Below are 20,409 nucleotides of genomic sequence, written 5' to 3' on the forward strand. Positions count from 1 at the left end.
CGATGACACTGCGCCCTCTGCTCACCATCGTCATGCCGGTCTCGGGTGACGATGCGACCGTCGCGACTGCTCTCGAGAGCGCCCTCGCGCAGACTCTCGTCGACATCGAGATCATCTGCGTCGACGATGCGTCGACAGACGGCACCGCCGCCGTGCTCGAGCGGTTCCGGCAGCGCGACCCCCGTGTGCGCGTCGTGCGCCATGAGCACAACCTCTCGGCGTTCCAGGCACGCCGCACCGGGGTCCTCGCGGCGAGCGCCGAACGCGTGATGTTCCTCGACGGCGACGACGAGCTGACGCCGGACGCCGCAGCGACCGCGGTCGCGCAGGCCGAGGCGACGGATTCCGACATCGTCGGGTTCGGCGTCACGGTCGTCGAACGAGACGGACGCACCGGCAGTCCCTACGAGGTGCGACTGCAGCCGCCGCAGCATCCGCTGGTCGGCAAAGACGTTCTGAGCGGGCTCTTCCCGGTCGGCAAGCCGGCACAGGGCCAACTCTGGCGATTCCTGTTCCGCACGAGCGTGCTGCGCGAGGCATACTCCCTTGTGGCCGACGACCTCTCGCTCGCCCGCGTCAACGACCTCCCGCTGCTCTTCCTCGCGGCGGCGATCGCGACCAGCTACACCGCCGTTCCCGACAAGCTCTACCGCTACCATTTCGGGCGCGGCGGCAGCGGCCATCGCGTCGACACCGTCGGACGCGCGCAATTCTATACGGGGGCGATCACCTCGGTCGATGCGATCGGGCCGGCTGTCGAGGCACTCGCCGCGTCACATGCCGACCCGGCCCTCGTCCGCGACACCTACGAGTCCGTGCGCCTGTCGATCATCGGGTACGTGTGCTTTCAGCTGGTCGAGCACAGCGACGACGCCGTGCTCGACAGCGCTCTCGCGCATCTGCACACCGTCGCGAGCGGAAAGGACATCGTGCATGCGGCCGCGCGGTTCTATCCGGGGACGCTGAAAGCCCTGAAGTTCCACACGACGTGGCAGGGCCTGCCCGAGGGTTCTGCGCGCAGCATCCTGCTCGTCACGTCGACGCTGCGCACCGGGGGCGTCTCGGCCGTGCTCACCTCGCAGGCGCGATATCTGCACGAAGCGGGTTATCGCGTGACCGTCGTGGCGCGCAACGGCGGGAGCGACGCGAGCGTGCTGCCGGCCGGCATCCCGTTCATCGAGCTGGCCTCACGTCAGCTCCCCGCTCAGCTCACGCAGTGGGCTGAGATCTGCCGAGCGCAGGAGGTCGATGTGATCATCGACCACCAGGTGCTCTACATGGACACCTGGCCGGAGTTCGCCCTCGTGGCGCGAGCCGAGGGCGCGGCGACGATCGGCTGGCTGCACAACTTCGTCGCGCGCCCCGTGTACGACGGCAACGATCGACTGACACTGATCGAGCGGTGCAGCCCCACTCTCGCCCAGCTCGTCACGCTGTCGCCACTCGATGTCGCCTACTTCCGGCTGCGCGGCATCGACCACGTCGCGTACCTGCCGAATCCCCCGTCGCCGCTGATGTTCGAGTCGGCGGCTCACTCGGGTGCGAAGCCCGCGCCGTCGGGTCGGCTCGAGCTGGTGTGGTGGGGACGACTCGAGCAGCGCACCAAGCAGGTGCGGGAGCTCGTCGAGGTGGGCGTGCAGCTGCGCGCTCTCGGTGTGCCGTTCAACCTCACGATCATCGGCCCCGACTGGGACGACGTCACCGCGAAGAAGCTCAACGCGCTCGCACGGCGTCGGGGCGTCGGCGACGCTGTCACCGCCGTCGGGCCGCGGCGAGGAGCTGCTCTTGTCGCCGCGATCGACGCTGCGGATGCGTTCATCTCGACGAGCATCATCGAGGGGTACCAGCTCACGATCGCCGAGGCACAGGCTCGGGGGCTTCCGGTCTTCATGTACGAGCTGCCGTGGCTCACCCTCGTGCAGGAGAACCAGGGCGTCGTCGCCGTACCTCAGGGCGACGCACAAGGGCTCGCCTCCCGGCTCGCCGAGACGCTCGCGGATCCCGAACGCTATGCGCAGCTGTCGCTGGCGTCGTTGGATGCTGCGTCACGGGCGCGCGACCACGACTTCGCTCAGCTCTATCGCGACGTGGTCACCGGCGCGCTCCCGCCGAGGTTCTCGCCGCACCCGACTCTCGACGATGCCAGGCAACTGCTCGGCCTGCTGGTGTTCTTCGCCCAGCGTGCGAACGGGGGCCCCGTCACGTCGATCGACTCTGTGGCCTGGGGCAAGCGCGTCTGGGAGTCGGCCGCGCCGCTCGGCCGCGCGACGCTGCGGCGGGTCCCAGGGCTGCAGCCCCTCGCGCACCGTGCGAAGGGGTGGCTCGGCGCACGCTGAGCTCTCGCTTCCCGGCGTTACGCCACGGCGTCCATCGCCGCGTGGATGCGCCCTGTCAGGTCTGCGATCTCGGCACGGGCAGCAGTCACAGCCGGAGCGAGCCTCGGAAGGTGAGTCTCGAATCTAAGGGCGAAGTCACCGAACTGGTCGTACCGACCCACGAGGTCCCCGAGCCCCACCGCCGCCAGCAACCGCGAGATCTTGTTCGGGTCGCTTCCCGATCCGATCGGATAAGCGCCCTCGGTCGCGCCGATGATGAGGCCGTGTGCCCGGTCGCTGACGACGGCGAGCGACTGCCGATACACGCCGCGCACGTATTCGTCGAGCACGTCGTGCCGCATGCTCGAGGGCATCACGTACTCGCCGCCGAGAGCGCTCGCGAGGTGCACCGCTCGCGGCGCGTCACGCGCCACCTGCGCGACGGTGACGATCCGGGTCTGCGTCGCAGCCGCGAACGCGCGCACGTCCGCGAGCCACTCCTCCCCCGGCCAGGCGCGGTCGAAGCGCATCGTCACGGCGATGAGCGGTCGATCGGCGGTAGACGCCCATTCCTCGACCGACCTCCCCTCGGAGTACGCCCAGTCGGGTGCGAAATCGCCGAACCCTGCGCCGTCGCGCGACCCGCGGTCGCGCCACGACATCACAGAGGCTTCCCGCATAACCGGGTCGAAGACCACGCCCTGCAGCTTCTCTACGTTCTTGATACCGATGCCTGCGAAGATCAGTGCCCCGCCCGCGTCGAGCACGCGCTCGCACTCAGCGGCGCGACGCGGAACAGGGAAGTACCCCGTACGTGGATTGATCTCACCGGCGTTGAACGCATGCACAGGGCGAGCCGTCGCGGCTTCGACCTCCGCCCACTCGCCTCTCGCGCCGTAGATGGTGACGTCAGAAACCGGAGCGAAGCCGGCGGTGAAGTCGCTCGTCGCGTCGCCGAGGTGGACGTGGACGTGCCTGTTGGGGCCCCGCAAAGCTTCGAGATAGGCGAGCCTCAACGCGGAGTCGCCGAGGTTGTCGTCCTGCCCGCTGAGATGGGCGAACACATGCTGAGTCGGTTTCACAATCACTGCACCCCACTATATGGTGGCTGTGTGTTCTCCGTGCCCCTCCCCCGGACCGGGGCATCGACCGAACAGGCCGCGATCGAGGCTACTGTTCCGACGGTCCTCGTAACCTCGCGCCCCCCGCGATATCGCATCGACTACGTCGATCAGCTCGTCGGCGACGACTCAGAGGGCCGGGCACCGGGAGGTGTCGCGCTGGAGTTCCGCACAGACCCTTTTCGCGCACACGACGTGGATGTGATCCATCTGACCGACATAACGGCCGTCGTCGGTGATCATCGCACTCGTGACCGTGAGCGCACGCGGCGCGCAAAGCGCTTCACGAAGTTCCTCAGACGTCGACGAATCGCTCTCGTACGCACTGTACATGGCGAGGAAACGAGTCACGGCACCTCCCGGTCGCATGCGATCGTGGACGAGGCCGCGACCACCGTGATCTCGCTGTACCCAACTGCAGCGGCAGACGGGCGAACGGCGCGCGTCATCGGCCACAGCCACGTCCGCGATCGCTTCCTCGGCTTTCCTCAGGAGCAGTGCGTGGCGGGACGCGTGCTGATCACTGCCGTCACCACACTGCATCCGGCGTGCCGGGCGATCCTGAACGTGTTCGGCGTCGCTGACCTGCCCGGTTGGACGCTGCGCATCGCAGGCAAGGTGCCGACAGAACTCAAGGACTCGTACGCACGAACTCTTGCAGATCATTCCGACACGATGGCGCTCCGCAACGAGTTGCTGTCCGACGCGGCATCCGTCTCAGAGGTCAGCCAGGCGGAGATCGTGCTCGTCACCGCGCCAGAGACCTATGAGTCGATGAGCATCCTCATGCTCGCCCTGTCGTTGGACCGGCCCGTGCTCGTCGAAGACACTGCGCACACGCGGTCGCTGGCCGAGGAGGTCGGCCCCTCGTGGGTGCGACGCCACACCGGTCCCTTGACTGCCCAGACACTCGAGGCAGCGCTCGCCGCGTTGCGTGAGGATCCCCCGACCTCTCGTCCGAATCTCGATTCACGTGCACCCAACCTGGTGAGCGAGCAGTACCACGATGTGTATCGCGCCGCCGCGGCAGCACGCTGATACGAACCTGTTCACATGACGATGCCTTCAACTCCCCTCATCTCGTTCATCATCGCTGCGGATGCCGACGCAGAAGCGCTCGACCGCAGCCTTCGGTCGTGCCTCGCGCAGTCGCTCACCCAGATCGAGGTCGTATGCGTTTTTCGGGGGCTCGTTGGCGCTCTCGCAGCCGACATCTCCGGCGACCCGCGCCTCCGCACCTTTGCTCAGCCCTCAGATGCGGCACCGGCACAGCTGCTCCGGTCGGGCGTCGAGGCTGCGAACGCGCCGTTCGTGCTGGTGCTCGAACCTGGAGACACGGTGCCTCGTGGCGCTGCGACACGACTTCAGCGTCGGGCCGCGGAGTCGCAGGCGCAGCTCGTCGGATTCGCCGTCCAGGAGACTTCGTCTGACGGCAAAGGCCGGAAACACGCCCCTGACGCGGGGCCCCTCCACGGAGCCGACATCCTGCGCGGCCTCGCCCCAAGGCACACGGCGGCCGAACTGCGCATCACCCGCCAGCTGTTTCACACCCGCCTGCTGCGGCAGGCCTACGCGGCCCTGGGCGTCGATCCCGATCAGCTCATCGATGACCGGGCGGTCGTGCTGTTCGCCTACGCATCCGCCACCTCTTATGCTGCCGTCAGCACAGTGGAGTACCTCCGCCGGTCGCCGCAGCGCGAGACCTCGGCCGACCTCGAGCTTCTCGGCCGCGCACTGAGCCGCGTCACGGCCTTCCGGGCAGTCGCCGCGATCGTACGTGAGCAGGCGCGCCGCAGCTCCGACCCCGAGCCGCTACTCGACGGCTACACCTCGGGCTACCTCACCACGATCAGCGAGGCTCTCGCCGTGTTGACCGCTCTCCCGCCGGTGATGCGCGCTCAGGGGCACGACGACCTCCGGGCCTGCGTCGACGACCTCGACATCATCTTGGCCGCTGTCACGTTCGCGCCCGACGCGATCCCGGCGCTCGTCGCTCATGGCGAGCGTCGGGAACTCGGCCGCACTCCGGTGCGCAGCGTGCTGCTCACGACGAACGTGCTCACCACGGGCGGCGTCTCGGGGGTGCTGCTCACACAGGCGCGGTTCCTGATCGCAGCGGGTCACCGCGTGACGATCGCGACACATCGCCCAGGGAGCGCAGAATCACTCGTGCCCGAGGGGGCGACACTCGTGCAGCTGAGCGGCACGAGCCGTGGTCAGCGCGTGGTGCAGTGGGCACAGCTCTGCCGCCGTCATGATGTCGATGTCGTCATCGATCACCGCATCCTGTATTCCCGCGATTGGCCATCGTTCGCGCTGGCGGCTCGCACCGCCGGTGCGGCGACCATCGGCTGGATCCATAACTTCGCCGGCCGTCCCACATACAACGGAAACGACCTGCAGACCCTGCTGCAGACCCACCTTGGCGCACTCGCACACCTCGTGGTGCTCTCGCCGCTGGACGTGGCGTTCTGGAAGCTGCGTGGCATCCGGCATGTCAGCTACCTCCCGAATCCGCCATCGCCGTTGCTCCTCGGCGCGAGTGACCTGCGCGACGCGAAGCGCGCACCGAAGGGCCGGCGCCTCGAACTCGTCTGGTGGGGTCGACTGGAGGAGCACACCAAGAAGGTCTCGCAGCTCGTGGAGGTCGCGGCGGCACTGCAGCGGCTCGGTGTCGACTTCCGCCTGCGGATCATCGGCCCTGATTGGGCCGACATGAGTGCGGATGGTCTGCGGACTCTCGCCGCGACCCGCGGCGTCGCCGAGCGAGTCGAACTCACCGGCCAACGGCACGGTGCGGATCTGCTCGAAGTGATCGACTCGTCTGATATCTTCGTCAACACGAGCATCATCGAGGGATACCCGCTGACCTTGCCCGAGGCGCAGTCGCGCGGCCTTCCGATCGTGATGTACGACCTGCCGTGGCTGTCGCTCATACAGGGCAACGCCGGGGTCATCACCACTCCCCAGCAAGACCCCGAGGCTCTCGCCGGGGCGATCGCCGACCTCGCCGCGGATCCCGAGCGGTACGAGTCGATGTCCCGTGCGTCCATCGCAGCTGCTGCTGATGCGACCGCATACGACTTCACTCAGCTCTACGAGCAGCTACTGCGTGGTGAGCTTCCTCCGCCGCATTCCCTCGAGCCGACGCTCGAGGACGGACGCAAGGTGCTCGAACTGCTCGTCTTCTACGCTGAGCGAAGCACCCCGTCGCCCCCGCCCGCGCGTGCTCGGACGACGACCATTGAGTCCTCATCTCTCCGCACTCGCTCGCGCCGCCTCCCTCTCGGCGTTCGCATCGAGCGCAAGCTGACCCCGATCGGCCATCGCGTCATCGATGCGGCCCCGTGGCTGCGACCCGCGGCGAACAAGCTCAAACGCGCGCTGCTGCGCCGATAGCGAGAGATCACATGCAAGCGAACCCCCTCGTCTCTATCGTCGTCCCCGTCTTCAACGACGCGGACGGAATCGCCAATGCCCTCGACAGCTGCACCCGACAGACCCTCACAGCGCTCGAGGTCATCGTGGTCGACGACGCGTCGACAGACGACACCGCCGCGATCGTCGAGCGCTACAGCTCGAGGGATTCTCGTGTTCGGCTGATCCGTCAAGAGCAGAATACGTCGGCGTTCCAGGCCCGTCGCGTCGGGATCCTGGCGGCGAGGGCCGATCATCTGCTCTTCCTCGACGGTGACGACGAGTTGGCCCCGGCAGCCGCCGAGGCAGCACTCGAGAAGGCGACGGCGACCGACGCAGATCTCGTGCAATTCGGTGTCGAGGTCGTTCGTCGCGACGGGCGCACAGGCGGGCCGTTCGAGTCACGCCTCCAGCCGAAACACTCGTCACTCACCGGAAGCGACGTGCTGCGCGGGCTGTTCCCGATCGATCGTCCCGCCCAGGGCCAGCTGTGGCGATACATGTTCCGCACGCGTCTCCTCGCTGATGTCTACGGGCTCATGCCCGAAGACTTGGTGCTGCCGCGGGTCAACGACCTACCGATCTCGTTCCTCTCCGCGGCTCTAGCCACACGTCTCGAGTCGATCCCCGACCGTCTTTACCGCTATCACTTCGGGCGGGGTGGAAGTGGTCAGAAAGTGCGCGATCTCAGCACCGCGTCGTTCTACGCGGGCGCCATCCGATCCATCGATTCCATCGAGCCAGCGGTTCGGCAGATCGCCAGCACGAGAGTCGACTCCGACCTGGTCAGGACCTACGCGTCAGTGCGACGCGCCATCATCGGCTACACCACGCACTATCTGGCAGAGCACACGCGTGAGGATCTGCGGGATGCGATGTTCGCCGACCTGTACACCCGGGCATCCGCGAGCGATATCGTGCAGTCCACCGCAACGCACTGGCCCGGGGCGATAGACACACTCGCCAGCCACGGCGACGCAATCGAGCTTGCATCCAGGCCTGTGCACAGCGTCGTGCTCGCGACGAACCATCTGCGCACCGGGGGGATCTCGGGCGTCGTGATATCTCAAGCTCGAGTGCTCCAGGAATCCGGCTTCCGCGTGACGGTGGCAGCGCGAGAGCCTGGCAGCGACCTCTCGACACTTCCCGCCGGCGTGGAGTTCGCCGAGGTGTCGACGGACACGCTCGGCAGCTCTCTTGCGGACTGGGCTCGTGTCTGCGCGGAGCACGAGGCGGATCTGGTGATCGACCACCAGTGGCAGTACTCCACGTCGTGGCAGGCCTTTGCTCTCGCGGCTCGCGCCGAAGGCGTGGCCACGATCGGCTGGTCGCACAACTTCGCGGGCCGGTCTCTCCTGTTCGGCCTCGATCGACTCGAATCCGCCCCGCGATATTTCCCCCTGCTTTCGCACCTCGTCGTGCTCTCGCCACTCGACGTCGCGTTCTGGAAGCTGCGTGGAATGCCGCGGGTGTCCTTCCTTCCGAATCCGCCGTCGTCGCACCTGCTCACTGCGGGAGTCGCTTCTGCACCGAGGCACTCACCGGCGGGGCGACGAGTTGAGCTCGTCTGGTGGGGGCGCCTGCAGCAGCGCACGAAACGGGTCAGCGAGCTGATCGAGGTCGCCGCGCACCTCGAGCGGATGGGCATCGACTTCCGCCTTCGGATCATCGGACCGGATTGGCGCGATATGACCGCCTCACGGCTGAAGGAGATGGCGAAGGCACGTGGTCTCGCGCATCGTGTCGAAGCGGTAGGCCCGCTCCACGGCGCCGCACTCAGAGCCGCGATCGACTCATCGGACATCTTTGTGAACACCAGCATCATCGAGGGTTACCCCCTCACGATCCCGGAGGCGCAGTCGCGGGGCCTCCCGGTCGCGATGTACGACCTGCCCTGGCTGGCCGTCACCGTAGACAACGGGGGGATAGTCGCAGTGGAGCAGGGAGATGCTCGTGCCTTGGCCACCGCAATCGCCGAGGCAGCCGAGCACGAGCACCGATACACCGAGCTGTCGACGGCATCGCTGGCTGCCGCTGAGCGGGAGCTGGCTCACGACTTCGGAGCCTGGTATCGGGACCTGATAGCAGATGCCTTGTCCGCGAATCTGTCGCCCGAACCGACCGTCGACGACGTTCGCCGACTGTTGGACCTGATGATCATGCTCACCGAGCAGCAATCCGCCACCCGCGCTCCGGCCCGTGCGGCGGTCGACTCTAGGAACTCGCATGGAGTGGCTGGCGGAAGAATCCACGTATCGCGCGTCGAGCGCGCGATACGAAAAGCAGTCCCGGCGATGAAGGCGCTGCTCGACGTCGCTCCCTGGCTCCGCCCCATGGCAGAGTGGGCCAGACGCTCAGCGATGAAGAGAGTTCGCTGAGCTCACGCTCCTGCAGTCGCCTCAAACACCGTGATGCCACGATGCGGTGACGAAAGAGTCTTGCCGACGAGGCCTTCCTCCATCCAGAAACCGACCACTTCCCGCTCGTCGGGCCGGTCTGCATCGTCGAGCATCACCAGCGCATCTGCCGCCAGCCTCGCATGCAAAAGGGGCAGGACCGGGTACCGAGCGTGAGGACCGGTGGTTCCCGGAGGACCGTCCACGAGCAGCACATCCACGACCTCGGGCAGCCCCACCTTTTGAAGGTCGTACCACCGGAATTCCCCGCGTGGCGTCGACTGCTCCGTCAGAGGGCAGACCGACACCTCCGCCCATTCGCTGAGACCGTGGGCCTCGAGCATCTTTCGAGTCGCCGCGGCATAGTCCTCGCTATTCTCGAGGGCATACACCTTGCCGGATCCCTTGGCCTTCAGGGCAAGCGCCATCCAGAGCGTCGACGTGCCGCTGCCGCATTCGACGACAGAGACGGCATCGCGCTGTTCGATCGCGTCGAGCAGATACACCATCCCCACGGGACTCAGCGCCCACCCGGACAGAGGCGGCAACGGCGTGCGGGGCGTGTAGCGTGCGAGGAGCTGGAGCAGCGCCTGCTCCTCGCTCACGCTCTCGGTCTCGATCCGATGCACACGACGATCGATACGGGTGATCTTGCTCGACATGTCCTCCAGCGCTTCCGCGGAGGTGATGACACCGTCCTTCGTAGAGATTATCGTCTGGGACAGCAGCTGGTGGGCTACACGCATTCCGCGGATCTCCGCCCTCAGCGCCGCCATGTCCTGTGACAACTGCTCGACCAGAGCCCGTGACTGCCCGTCCCCGCGCGGACCGAGCGCCTGACGCGACGAGTAGGTGTTCGCGACCGATGACATCGCTCGCGCGGTCGTCGAGGCGTTCTGCAGTTCGCCTCGGGTAGCTTTCGAGCTGCTCAGGATCTGCTCAGCGAGACGGCGCGCCTGCCGAACATCTCGCATCTGGGCGCGCACATCCCCCCGTCGTGTGGCGAACTCCAATCGAGAGATCACGCCGAGCATCGCGACGAGGGCGGCGATCAGGACCAGAGCCCACTCGACGTACCCCATCACTGCGACGCACGCCGCAGCGACAGCGAGGCCGACAAGCACGGCAATGGTCGCGAGATCCCTCGCACTGAGCCTTGGCATCTGGTTCCTCCTGTTGCGGCCCCTGGGGGCCGACCACGTTGCTAGCTGACGAGTCGCGATGACATGCCTGTCGGATTGGCCCGTTGCCACCGCCAGGTGTCCGCGCACATCTCCTCGATCGAACGAGCCGCCGTCCATCCGAGCTCCGTGCGTGCGCGAGACGGATCGGCGTAGGCGACCGCGAGGTCGCCGTCGCGGCGCGGCCCGACGACATATGGCACGGTCCGGTCACTGGCCTGTTCGAACGCACGAACGAGACCCAGAACCGACGTCGGTGTGCCGGTGCCGAGATTGAAGGCACGGACGTCGGCGGCCATCGAGTCCAGGTGATCGAGTGCGGCGACGTGCCCAGCCGCGAGATCGACCACGTGGATGTAGTCACGCTCGCCCGTGCCGTCAGCGGTGTCGTAATCGCCGCCGTGGACCGTCAGGCGCTCCCGTCGTCCGACGGCGACCTGCGCGACGAAAGGCATAAGGTTGTTTGGCATCCCGCGAGGATCCTCGCCGATCAGCCCCGACGGATGAGCGCCGACCGGGTTAAAGTAGCGCAGCAGTGCGACTTTCCAGCCCGTGTTCGCCGCAGCGATGTCAGTGAGCATGCGCTCGATGATCACCTTGGTCTGACCGTAGGGGTTCGACGAGTCGAGCGGCCAGCTGTCCTCGCTGAGCGGGGACTCGTGATGCGAGCCGTACACCGTTGCGGACGAGGAGAACACCAGTCGGCTAACGCCGTGCTTCTCCATTGCACCGGCGACAGCCAAGGTGCTGTCGAGGTTGTTCCGGTAGTAGTCGAGCGGTGCAGAGACCGACTCCCCGACCGCTTTCAGGCCGGCGCAGTGGATGACCGCGTCGATCGCCCCTGCGAAGAACAGCCGATCCGTTGCTTTGTTGTCGGTGAGCTCGATCTCGTGGCACTCGATCGGAGCACCTCCGATACGTTCGAGACGCTCCAGGACGGCGCGGTTCGAGTTCGAGAAGTTATCGGCTATCACAGGTGTGTGTCCGGCCTCAGCAAGGGCCAGCACCGTGTGGGATCCGACGTATCCCGCACCTCCGGTCACAAGAACCCGCACCTCAGGCCGCCTTCGTCAGCCGCTGGATCTTGAGCGTCTGATTACGTTCGTGGCGCATCATCATGTAGATGCTGTAGGCCTCGGGGGTCGGGTCGACCTCCTGGATACGCGCGCCGACGTCTTCTGGAAGCTCGAGGAAGAGGCGTCGGGTTGCCGCGAACATCCGATGGATCACGTCGCCGATGGGAGCAGCCAGCTCCGGGTCGACGGGGTGATGGGCCAGCCGTCGTTTCATCTCCAGGTAGGCCGCGAAATAACCGCGCATCGATCGCTCCGCTGCGCCGCCCGTCATGATCGACCCCGGGCGCATGCGGCGCGCGTAGATCGGGTTGTCGATGTGCGCTGCTCGAACGGCATGAAGGAAGAGGGCGAAGGTAAAAGGATTGTCCTCGTGCATGATGCCCGGGATGAACGACAGTCCGGCCTCGCTGATGAGACCGGTACGCACGAGGTAGAGGCACGCACTGGGGCGATACTCGCTCTCGCTGTTGAGTTCAGCCATCAGCTGCGGCCCTGACACGACGGTCGAGTAGGCCTTCTTGCGCGTGTAGTACGTCGCGTAGGCGGTGTGCGTAGCCTCGGAGACACCCGGTTCGAAGAAAGCCTCGGCGTCGAAGAGAAGCAGGTCGAGCGCGTCACGATCCGCGATCTCGACGAGGGCGGCCAGATCGTCGGTACGCCAGTAGTCATCGCTGTCGAGCATGCAGACGTAGCGACCCCGAGCCACTTCGAGACCGGAATTACGAGCCGCAGAAAGCCCCCCGTTGGCTCGGTCGATGATGACGATGCGGGGATCGCTCGTCGCGTATTCGTGGAGAATGCGCAGAGAGTCGTCGGTGGATCCATCGTTGACGCAGATCACCTCGACCGACACACCCGTCTGCCCGAGCACCGAGAGCAGACACTCGTGCAGCCAGGCAGCGGCGTTGTACACGGGGACGATCACAGAGACGTCGGGGACGGCCGGGTCGATCGTGGGACGTCGATCCTCGAGATCGGCATCTCCGCTCATGTCGATCGGAATCTCGGGCGATGCGACGGCCTCCGGCAGGGGCGGACCACCCGGCGCGCCGGCGCGATCGAACAGGAACACCGACACCGGCTTCGCGATGATCTCCGCAACTCGCTGCCGAAGATGCGACGAGAGGAATACGCGACTCGGAGCTTCGGTGAGCCCGTTCCGAGGGAAGACGTCGTTGCGCAGAGCGTCGTAAGTCGTCGCGAATGCTTCAGCGGTCTTGGCTCTCGACAGCGCTCCGACCGACATCGAGGCCACGAGGTTCATGAACGCTCGCTGATGGCGCTCGTAGATACCGGCCGCCTTGAGCGATTCGTAGATACCCGTGATCGCCTCGACGAACTCCAGTGGAGTCTCGTGCACTGAGCCTTGCAGGCTCGTTGTGTTGCTGACGCGGTACTCCACGAGCTCTTCCGCGACGTAGCTGATCCGCTGCGCCCGAGCGAGAGACAGATACGTGAAGTACGCATCGTTCGCACGCCTCAACGGTTGGAATTCGATCCCCGCGTCGGCGATGAAAGCCCTCCGAAAGAGCTTGTTCCAGTTCGCCGGATTCGTGAAATAGAAGAGGTGATCGGCAACGTCCTCGGGCCTGAACGGAGTGTCCGCAGGCATGGTATCCACCCGTAGTGCCCAAGGCTGGGACTTCCGCTCGCCCGTGACGTCATCGAGGGTGCTGAATCCCGACAGGACCACATCAGCACGATCCGCCTTGGCTTTGGCATAGAGCTTTTCGAGCATGCTGGGCGCGTACAGGTCGTCCGCATCGAGGAAGCCGAGGTATTCACCACGGGCGACATTTACTCCCGCGTTCCGAGCTGCTCCGGCGCTGCCCACGGCTGGTCCCTCGATACGACGGAACCGTCGATCCGAACCGACGAAGGAATCCACGATCGATGCCGATCCGTCCGTCGAGCCATCGTCCACGACGATCACTTCAAAATCCAGCAGAGACTGCGAAGCGAGGCTCTGCAAGGTCTCCTGGATGTGTCGCTCAGCGTTGTGCATCGGGATCACGACCGACACCGCCGGCGAGATCGACCTCACAAGTTTGACCACTCGTCCCCCACTCCGTTCGTCGATCCAGAGTATCGGAATTCGCGAGGCAGCCAGAACGACTCACCCGTCGCATACTTGCACGTCACCCTCCGGCCATGTCCCCGACGGAGGGTCGAGTCAGAAAGGCGCCACGGCGCCTGTCGCTCTGGATGGTGGCTTATGCGAGCGACTCGGATCGAATCTCTGCGTCGTAAGGATTGTCGATGGTCGGCGCCTCGACCGCGGGAAGCCGGTGGATCGCCAAGTAGTCGTTGAACTGCTCGAAGAGCTCAGGCAGCGCGTCGAACATCGGCTGATAGTCCATCAACGCGTGGATCTCGTCCGATCCCATATCCACGACCAGCTCCTTTGGCAGAGCGGGAAGCCTGAGGACATTGGTCAGCTCTTCCGTGCGACTGTCGTGCGTGACCCACACGGCGGGCACCCCACTGAGCAAGGACGCCATGTTCACGTGGAACCGCGTACCGTACGAGAAGCCCACGCTCTCGGAATTGAACGCGTACCAGGAGTCGGGATCACGGAAGAGATTGAACCGGCTGGTGTAGTAGCGCTCGAGCTGGGGCACCGACAGCGCGCCCTCCTTCACCGGACGCTTCAGGAACCACGGCAGCGGGACATCAGCCGTGCCGCGCTGAAGCTCGTATGCGTACGTCGCTGCGAACTTGTTCACCGGCTCGATCAGGTGACTGTCCTCTTGGATGGCCCGGACCAGCATGCGATTCTCGAGCGGCTCGTGATACGTGGTGCCATTGTAGGCGGTCCGACCCTCACGACCGTCACGGATGGCGTCTGCGAGAAGCGTGAACGCTTGCGGACGCGAGAAGAACGAGGGACACCCCGTGACGAAGGTGTTCGTCACGCCTGCGAACTCTTCGAACATGGCAGCAGTGAATCCACCACGAACACCGACGGCCTCGGATCTGTCTCCGAGGAACTTCATGAGCTCGATTGCCTCCGCGGGCATCGTCCCATCCAGCTCCTGGGTGGGCGCCTGCGCGCCCAATCCGAAGATCACGATCGGGACGGTGAAGTTCGACAGGTAGTCCTGGAACCTCTTGTAGCGCGACCCGTCCTCATCATTCAGCTTGAGAAAGTTGGCCACCGTGACCACGAGATGGCTGCACTCGTTGTTGACGTACTCGACGAAGTTGCGACGGCCGGGCCCGAAGCGGCGGTCCTTGTAGAAGACGGCTTCAGGAAACAGCTCGAACGGGGCGTTGCCGTGGATCATGTTGCCTGCGTTCTCAGGCATCAGAATCGGGAACTCGGCGGGGAGCGTGGGGTAGCATCCCATCACTCCGATAGGTTGCTGACTCATGCCCGGCGCCTTTCAGTCGATGCGTGTGACAGCCACGGCGTGCGTGGGTGGTCGAAGCCAGCGTAGTACACGTCGCCGACCACTCAGTTCCGCCTTCCGCCCAGCGGTGCCGTCGAGTGTTCGACAGCACGATTGCAAGCGTCTGCTCACACAGGAATCCGCACGGTAGGCGCGTCACCGGTCTCCCAGAAGTCAGCGTCCAGCACGCGGGTCACCGGATCGGGCTCCGCAGCCCACGCCGGCGCAGCCTGCACCGGCGACGCCTGACGAGCGACCGCACGCGCCGCGTTCTGCTGCTGCAGTTCGGCCGCAGCGGTTCGTCGCTCCCACAGCTCGCGCTCGATCATGGTGCGATCTCTGGCGTGAATCATCGCCCTGAGGATCATCGCGAGCAGCAGGCCCGTGTATCCGCCGATCGTGTTCGCCAGCACGTCGAGCACGGTCGATACGCGCTCGTCGAGCGCGATGCCCTGCGTGAACTCGATCGCTCCCGAGAAGGCGGGCAGCAGGAAGATCGCGACCCACCACGCTTTGCGTGCGAGTGCGAGGCCGAGCAGGAAACCGAGCGGCACGAACATGCCGATGTTGGCGGCGAACTCGAGTTCGTTGTAGTCGAATCGCTCGGGGACGCCGAGGTTGTGCAGCGCACGGAGCACACGCCCCGCGATGCTGTCGAACTCGAGCTGCTCAGGCTGCGGCCACATCGTGACCAGCAGCACGAACGCGGAGTACACGATCAGCAGCAGCGTCGAGATCCACAGCCGTGCGTGGCTCCGCGGCGGCGGGGGTCCCACCTGGATCTGTGTCATGGTCGCGTTCCTCTCTCACGCCCGAGGTCGGGCGACGGCGATGCCCGCAGGCAGGCTCGGGCCATGTTATCCGTCACGAGTCGCATCTCACCGCGAAGTCGCCGAGAAACCGCGCGCTCACGACATGTCCGCACCCGGGTACGACAAAGGGGCCGGACCCGAAGGCCCGACCCCTGTGCGAGAAAGCAGATGCTTACTTGATGATCTTCGTGACCGTACCGGCGCCGACGGTGCGTCCACCCTCACGGATGGCGAAGCCGAGGCCCTCTTCCATGGCGATCGGCTGGATCAGCTCGACCGTCACGTCAGTGGTGTCGCCGGGCATGACCATCTCGGTGCCCTCAGGCAGCGTGATGACGCCGGTGACGTCGGTGGTGCGGAAGTAGAACTGCGGGCGGTAGTTCGTGTAGAACGGGTTGTGACGCCCACCCTCATCCTTCGACAGGATGTACGCGGTACCGGCGAAGTCGGTGTGCGGCGTGACCGAACCCGGCTTGACGATGACCTGACCGCGCTCGACGTCCTCACGCTTCGTGCCACGGAGCAGGAGACCACAGTTCTCGCCGGCCCATGCCTCGTCGAGCTGCTTGTGGAACATCTCGATACCCGTGACCGTGGTCTTGACGGTCGGACGGAGTCCGACGATCTCGACCTCGGAGTTGATGGCCAGCGTGCCACGCTCGGCGCGGCCGGTGACGACGGTTCCACGACCGGTGATCGTGAAGACGTCCTCGACGGGCATCAGGAACGGCTTGTCCTTGTCGCGCACGGGGTCCGGAACGTTCTCGTCCACGGCCTCCATGAGGTCGAGGATCGACTGAACCCACTTCTCGTCGCCCTCGAGGGCCTTGAGAGCGGAGACGCGGACGACAGGAGCGTCCTCGGCGAAGCCCTGCGAAGCGAGCAGCTCGGAGACCTCGAGCTCGACGAGCTCCAGGATCTCCTCGTCGTCGACCATGTCGGACTTGTTCAGCGCGACGAGCAGGTACGGCACGCCGACCTGCTTGGCGAGCAGCACGTGCTCACGCGTCTGAGCCATCGGGCCGTCGGTGGCGGCGACCACGAGGATCGCGCCGTCCATCTGAGCAGCACCGGTGATCATGTTCTTGACGTAGTCGGCGTGGCCGGGGGCGTCAACGTGCGCGTAGTGGCGCTTCGGGGTCTCGTACTCGATGTGCGAGATGTTGATGGTGATTCCACGCTGGCGCTCTTCCGGCGCCGAGTCGATGGAAGCGAAGTCGCGCTGCACGTTGGTGTCAGACGGGAACTTGTCAGCAAGCACCTTCGAGATCGCTGCGGAGAGCGTGGTCTTGCCGTGGTCAACGTGACCGATGGTTCCGATGTTGACGTGCGGCTTGGTCCGCTCGAACTTGGCCTTAGCCACTGGGTCCTCCTCAGGACGTCATGTAGAGGGTGCCGGGCACTGGTTTGCGACCGGTTCTCTACGGGTGTGAATCTCAGTTTAGTAGAGAGGGAATGTGAAGTTGTAGGTGACCTGGGAGCCGAGCCGAAACCCGGCTCCCAGGAAAGTGTTACTCGCCGCCCTGGTGCTTCTGGACGATCTCGTCGGCCACAGCGCGGGGAACCTCAGCGTAGCTGTTGAACTCCATCGAGTAGACGGCGCGACCCGAGGTCTTCGAGCGCAGGTCGCCGATGTAGCCGAACATCTCGGACAGCGGCACGTGCGCACGGACGACCTTGACGCCGGCGGCGTCTTCCATCGACTGGATCTGGCCGCGACGCGAGTTCAGGTCACCGATGACGTCGCCCATGTACTCCTCGGGAGTACGCACCTCGACCGCCATGAGCGGCTCGAGGAGCGTGGGGTTGGCCCGACGAAGAGCTTCCTTCATACCCATGGATCCTGCGATCTTGAACGCCATCTCCGAAGAGTCGACGTCGTGAGCAGCACCATCGACGATCGTCGCCTTGACGCCGACGATCGGGTATCCGGCGAGCACGCCGACGTTCATCGCATCCTGGAAGCCGGCATCGATCGAGCCGATGTACTCACGCGGGATGCGACCACCGGTGACCGAGTTGACGAATTCGTACGTCTTCTCGTCGTCGAGGTCGAGCGGCTCGATGTTGAACTGGATCTTCGCGAACTGACCCGAACCACCGGTCTGCTTCTTGTGCGTGTAGTCGTACTTCTCGACGCCCTTGCGGATCGTCTCGCGGTACGCGACCTGCGGCTTGCCGACGTTGGCCTCGACGTTGAACTCGCGCTTCATGCGGTCGACAAGGATGTCGAGGTGCAGCTCGCCCATGCCCTTAATGGTCGTCTGACCGGTCTCGGGGTTGAGCTCCGTGCGGAAGGTCGGGTCCTCTTCAGCGAGCTTCTGGATGGCGACACCCAGCTTCTCCTGGTCGGCCTTGGTCTTCGGCTCGATGGCGACCTCGATGACGGGCTCGGGGAACGTCATCGACTCGAGTACGACCGGCGAGGCCGGGTCGGTCAGGGTGTCACCGGTGGTGGTGTCCTTCAGACCGATGACCGCGTAGATGTTGCCCGCAGTGACCGAGGGGACCGGGATCTCCTTGTTGGCGTGCATCTGGAAGATCTTTCCGATGCGCTCCTTCTTGCCCTTGGTCGAGTTGACGACCTGGGCTCCGGAGTCGAGCTGGCCCGAGTAGACGCGCACGTAGGTGAGGCGACCGAAGAACGGGTGCACCGCGACCTTGAACGCGAGAGCCGCGAACGGATCCTTCGCGTCGGGGTGACGCTCGATGATCGTGTCGTAGTCCTTGGGGTCGTGAGCCTGGATCGAGCCCACGTCGAGCGGGTTCGGCAGGTAGTCGACGACCGCGTCGAGCATCGGCTGGACGCCACGGTTCTTGAACGCCGAGCCGCAGAGGACCGGGTAGATCTCGGAAGCCACGGTGAGCTTGCGGATCGCGCCCTTGATCTCGGCGACGGTCAGGTCTTCGCCACCGAAGAACTTCTCGAGCAGAGCGTCGTCGGTCTCGGCGACGGTCTCGAGGAGCTGCTGACGGTACTCGTCTGCCTTGTCCTTGAGGTCGGCCGGGATCTCCTGGACCTCGTAGGAGGCGCCCATGGTGACGTCACCCTTGGAGTCACCAGCCCAGACGAGAGCACGCATCTCGACGAGGTCGATGACGCCGACGAAGTCGTTCTCTGCACCGATGGGCAGCTGGATGACCAGCGGCTTGGCGCCGAGGCGGTTGATGATGGTGTCGACGGTGAAGTAGAAGTCCGCGCCGAGCTTGTCCATCTTGTTGACGAAGCAGATGCGGGGGACGTTGTACTTGTCAGCCTGACGCCACACGGTCTCGGACTGGGGCTCGACGCCCTCCTTGCCGTCGAACACTGCGACAGCACCGTCGAGGACGCGGAGCGAGCGCTCCACCTCGACCGTGAAGTCCACGTGACCGGGGGTGTCGATGATGTTGATCTGGTTCTTGTTCCAGTAGCAGGTCACGGCGGCAGACGTGATCGTGATGCCGCGCTCCTTCTCCTGCTCCATCCAGTCGGTGGTCGAGGCACCGTCGTGGGTCTCGCCGAGCTTGTGGTTGACGCCCGTGTAGAACAGGATGCGCTCGGTGGTGGTGGTCTTGCCGGCATCGATGTGAGCCATGATGCCGATGTTCCGAACCTTGCTCAGGTCGGTGAGCACGTCTTGTGCCACAGGAGTGTCCTTATCTTTTTGGCAGTCGTACTGCGAAGAGGGGGTGCCTGCCCCCGGCGTGTGGCCGGGGGCAGGCGAAGCTGTTTACCAGCGGTAGTGAGCGAACGCGCGGTTCGACTCGGCCATCTTGTGCGTGTCCTCGCGGCGCTTGACCGCTGCACCGAGACCGTTCGACGCGTCGAGGATCTCGTTCTGGAGACGCTCGGTCATCGTCTTCTCACGACGACCCTTGGCGTAGCTGACGAGCCAGCGCAGCGCGAGGGTGTTCGCGCGGTGCGGCTTGACCTCGACCGGAACCTGGTAGGTCGAGCCACCGACGCGGCGGCTCTTGACCTCGAGAGTCGGGCGCACGTTGTCGAGCGCCTTCTTCAGAGTGGCGACGGCATCCTGACCGTTCTTCGCCTCGACGCCCTTGAGGGCGTTGTAGACGATCGACTCGGCGAGCGACTTCTTACCGTCGACCAGGATCTTGTTGACCAGCTGGCTGACGATCGGAGCGCCGTATACCGGGTCGTTGACGACGGGACGCTTGGGGGCGGGACCCTTACGAGGCATTGGACTCAGCCCTTCTTTGCGCCGTAGAGGCTGCGAGCCTGCTTACGGTTCTTGACGGCCTGGGTGTCCAGGGCGCCACGGACGATCTTGTAGCGAACACCGGGGAGGTCCTTGACACGACCACCGCGGACGAGCACCAGCGAGTGCTCCTGGAGGTTGTGACCCTCGCCCGGGATGTAGGCGGTCACCTCGGTGCCGTTGCGGAGCTTCACACGAGCGACCTTGCGCATCGCCGAGTTCGGCTTCTTCGGGGTGGTGGTGTAGACGCGGGTGCAGACCCCGGCCTGCTGCGGGTTCGACTTGAGTGCGGGCGCCTTGGTCTTGGTGACCTTGGGCGAGCGACCCTTGCGAACCAACTGCTGAATGGTTGGCACGTTCTCTCCTCATAATGCTGCACGGTGACAGCGTGATGGGTTTCACATCAGTGACCCACCGGCACGCCGGAATCGACGTGCCTTTGTGGTGGTGGGTATGCCGTGGGGGCGGACCGGCATGGTGCCGACGCCCAGCGCGCA

The 20,409-nt window shown here is 65.3% G+C and carries 14 protein-coding genes; 4 read left to right on the forward strand and 10 right to left on the reverse strand.

Going from position 1 to position 20,409, the window contains the following annotated elements:
* The first annotated feature begins 2 nt into the window (after nucleotides 1-2).
* Nucleotides 3-2,336 carry a glycosyltransferase gene (locus OPU70_RS15630; protein WP_498558201.1) on the forward strand — a complete coding sequence of 778 codons (2,334 nt, stop codon included), beginning with the start codon at nucleotides 3-5 and terminating at the stop codon, nucleotides 2,334-2,336.
* Between the two features lie 17 nt (nucleotides 2,337-2,353).
* Here OPU70_RS15630 and OPU70_RS15635 read toward each other — a convergent pair whose 3' ends face one another.
* Nucleotides 2,354-3,403, reverse strand: coding sequence for a hypothetical protein (locus OPU70_RS15635; RefSeq protein ID WP_498558202.1), 1,050 nt, complete (start codon nucleotides 3,401-3,403; stop codon nucleotides 2,354-2,356).
* A gap of 408 nt (nucleotides 3,404-3,811) precedes the next feature.
* Between OPU70_RS15635 and OPU70_RS15640 the strand changes: the two genes are divergently transcribed.
* From OPU70_RS15640 to OPU70_RS15650, 3 genes are read left to right on the forward strand one after another with little or no spacing between them, the layout of a single operon-like run.
* Complete coding sequence (locus tag OPU70_RS15640) at nucleotides 3,812-4,474, forward strand: hypothetical protein (RefSeq protein WP_498558203.1); 663 nt, start codon at nucleotides 3,812-3,814, stop codon at nucleotides 4,472-4,474.
* Between the two features lie 15 nt (nucleotides 4,475-4,489).
* Nucleotides 4,490-6,835, forward strand: a complete 2,346-nt coding sequence (locus OPU70_RS15645) for a glycosyltransferase family 4 protein (RefSeq protein WP_498558204.1) — start codon at nucleotides 4,490-4,492, stop codon at nucleotides 6,833-6,835.
* An 11-nt stretch (nucleotides 6,836-6,846) separates the two neighbouring features.
* Entirely contained in the window at nucleotides 6,847-9,231 is a 2,385-nt protein-coding gene (locus OPU70_RS15650; protein ID WP_498558205.1) for a glycosyltransferase, read from the forward strand.
* A gap of 2 nt (nucleotides 9,232-9,233) precedes the next feature.
* Here the strand turns inward: OPU70_RS15650 and OPU70_RS15655 are convergent, their stop codons facing one another.
* The 9 genes from OPU70_RS15655 to rpsL form a co-directional block, all read right to left on the reverse strand.
* A complete protein-coding gene (locus OPU70_RS15655; RefSeq protein ID WP_498558206.1) occupies nucleotides 9,234-10,550 on the reverse strand; it encodes a class I SAM-dependent methyltransferase in 1,317 nt (438 codons plus the stop codon).
* Nucleotides 10,454-11,485, reverse strand: coding sequence for a UDP-glucose 4-epimerase GalE (galE, locus tag OPU70_RS15660; protein ID WP_498558207.1), 1,032 nt, complete (start codon nucleotides 11,483-11,485; stop codon nucleotides 10,454-10,456). Before galE ends, OPU70_RS15655 begins: the two co-directional genes overlap by 97 nt.
* Before the next feature lies 1 nt (nucleotide 11,486).
* Nucleotides 11,487-13,562: a glycosyltransferase gene (locus OPU70_RS15665; RefSeq protein WP_498558208.1), complete on the reverse strand. Its 2,076-nt coding sequence runs from the start codon at nucleotides 13,560-13,562 to the stop codon at nucleotides 11,487-11,489.
* 157 nt (nucleotides 13,563-13,719) lie between these two features.
* Nucleotides 13,720-14,880, reverse strand: coding sequence for a polysaccharide pyruvyl transferase family protein (locus OPU70_RS15670; protein WP_498558209.1), 1,161 nt, complete (start codon nucleotides 14,878-14,880; stop codon nucleotides 13,720-13,722).
* Between the two features lie 146 nt (nucleotides 14,881-15,026).
* Nucleotides 15,027-15,689: a VanZ family protein gene (locus tag OPU70_RS15675; RefSeq protein WP_498558210.1), complete on the reverse strand. Its 663-nt coding sequence runs from the start codon at nucleotides 15,687-15,689 to the stop codon at nucleotides 15,027-15,029.
* Between the two features lie 193 nt (nucleotides 15,690-15,882).
* Nucleotides 15,883-17,073, reverse strand: a complete 1,191-nt coding sequence (gene tuf / locus OPU70_RS15680) for an elongation factor Tu (protein ID WP_042538710.1) — start codon at nucleotides 17,071-17,073, stop codon at nucleotides 15,883-15,885.
* 148 nt (nucleotides 17,074-17,221) lie between these two features.
* The gene (gene fusA, locus OPU70_RS15685) at nucleotides 17,222-19,339 is read right to left on the reverse strand and encodes an elongation factor G (protein WP_042538708.1); all 2,118 of its coding nucleotides are present in this window, start codon (nucleotides 19,337-19,339) and stop codon (nucleotides 17,222-17,224) included.
* Between the two features lie 84 nt (nucleotides 19,340-19,423).
* Entirely contained in the window at nucleotides 19,424-19,894 is a 471-nt protein-coding gene (gene rpsG / locus OPU70_RS15690; protein WP_042538706.1) for a 30S ribosomal protein S7, read from the reverse strand.
* 5 nt (nucleotides 19,895-19,899) lie between these two features.
* Entirely contained in the window at nucleotides 19,900-20,268 is a 369-nt protein-coding gene (gene rpsL, locus OPU70_RS15695; RefSeq protein WP_042538704.1) for a 30S ribosomal protein S12, read from the reverse strand.
* Between the last annotated feature and the right edge of the window lie 141 nt (nucleotides 20,269-20,409).

The sequence above is a fragment of the Microbacterium sp. SWDP-B6 genome, from assembly GCF_059803615.1.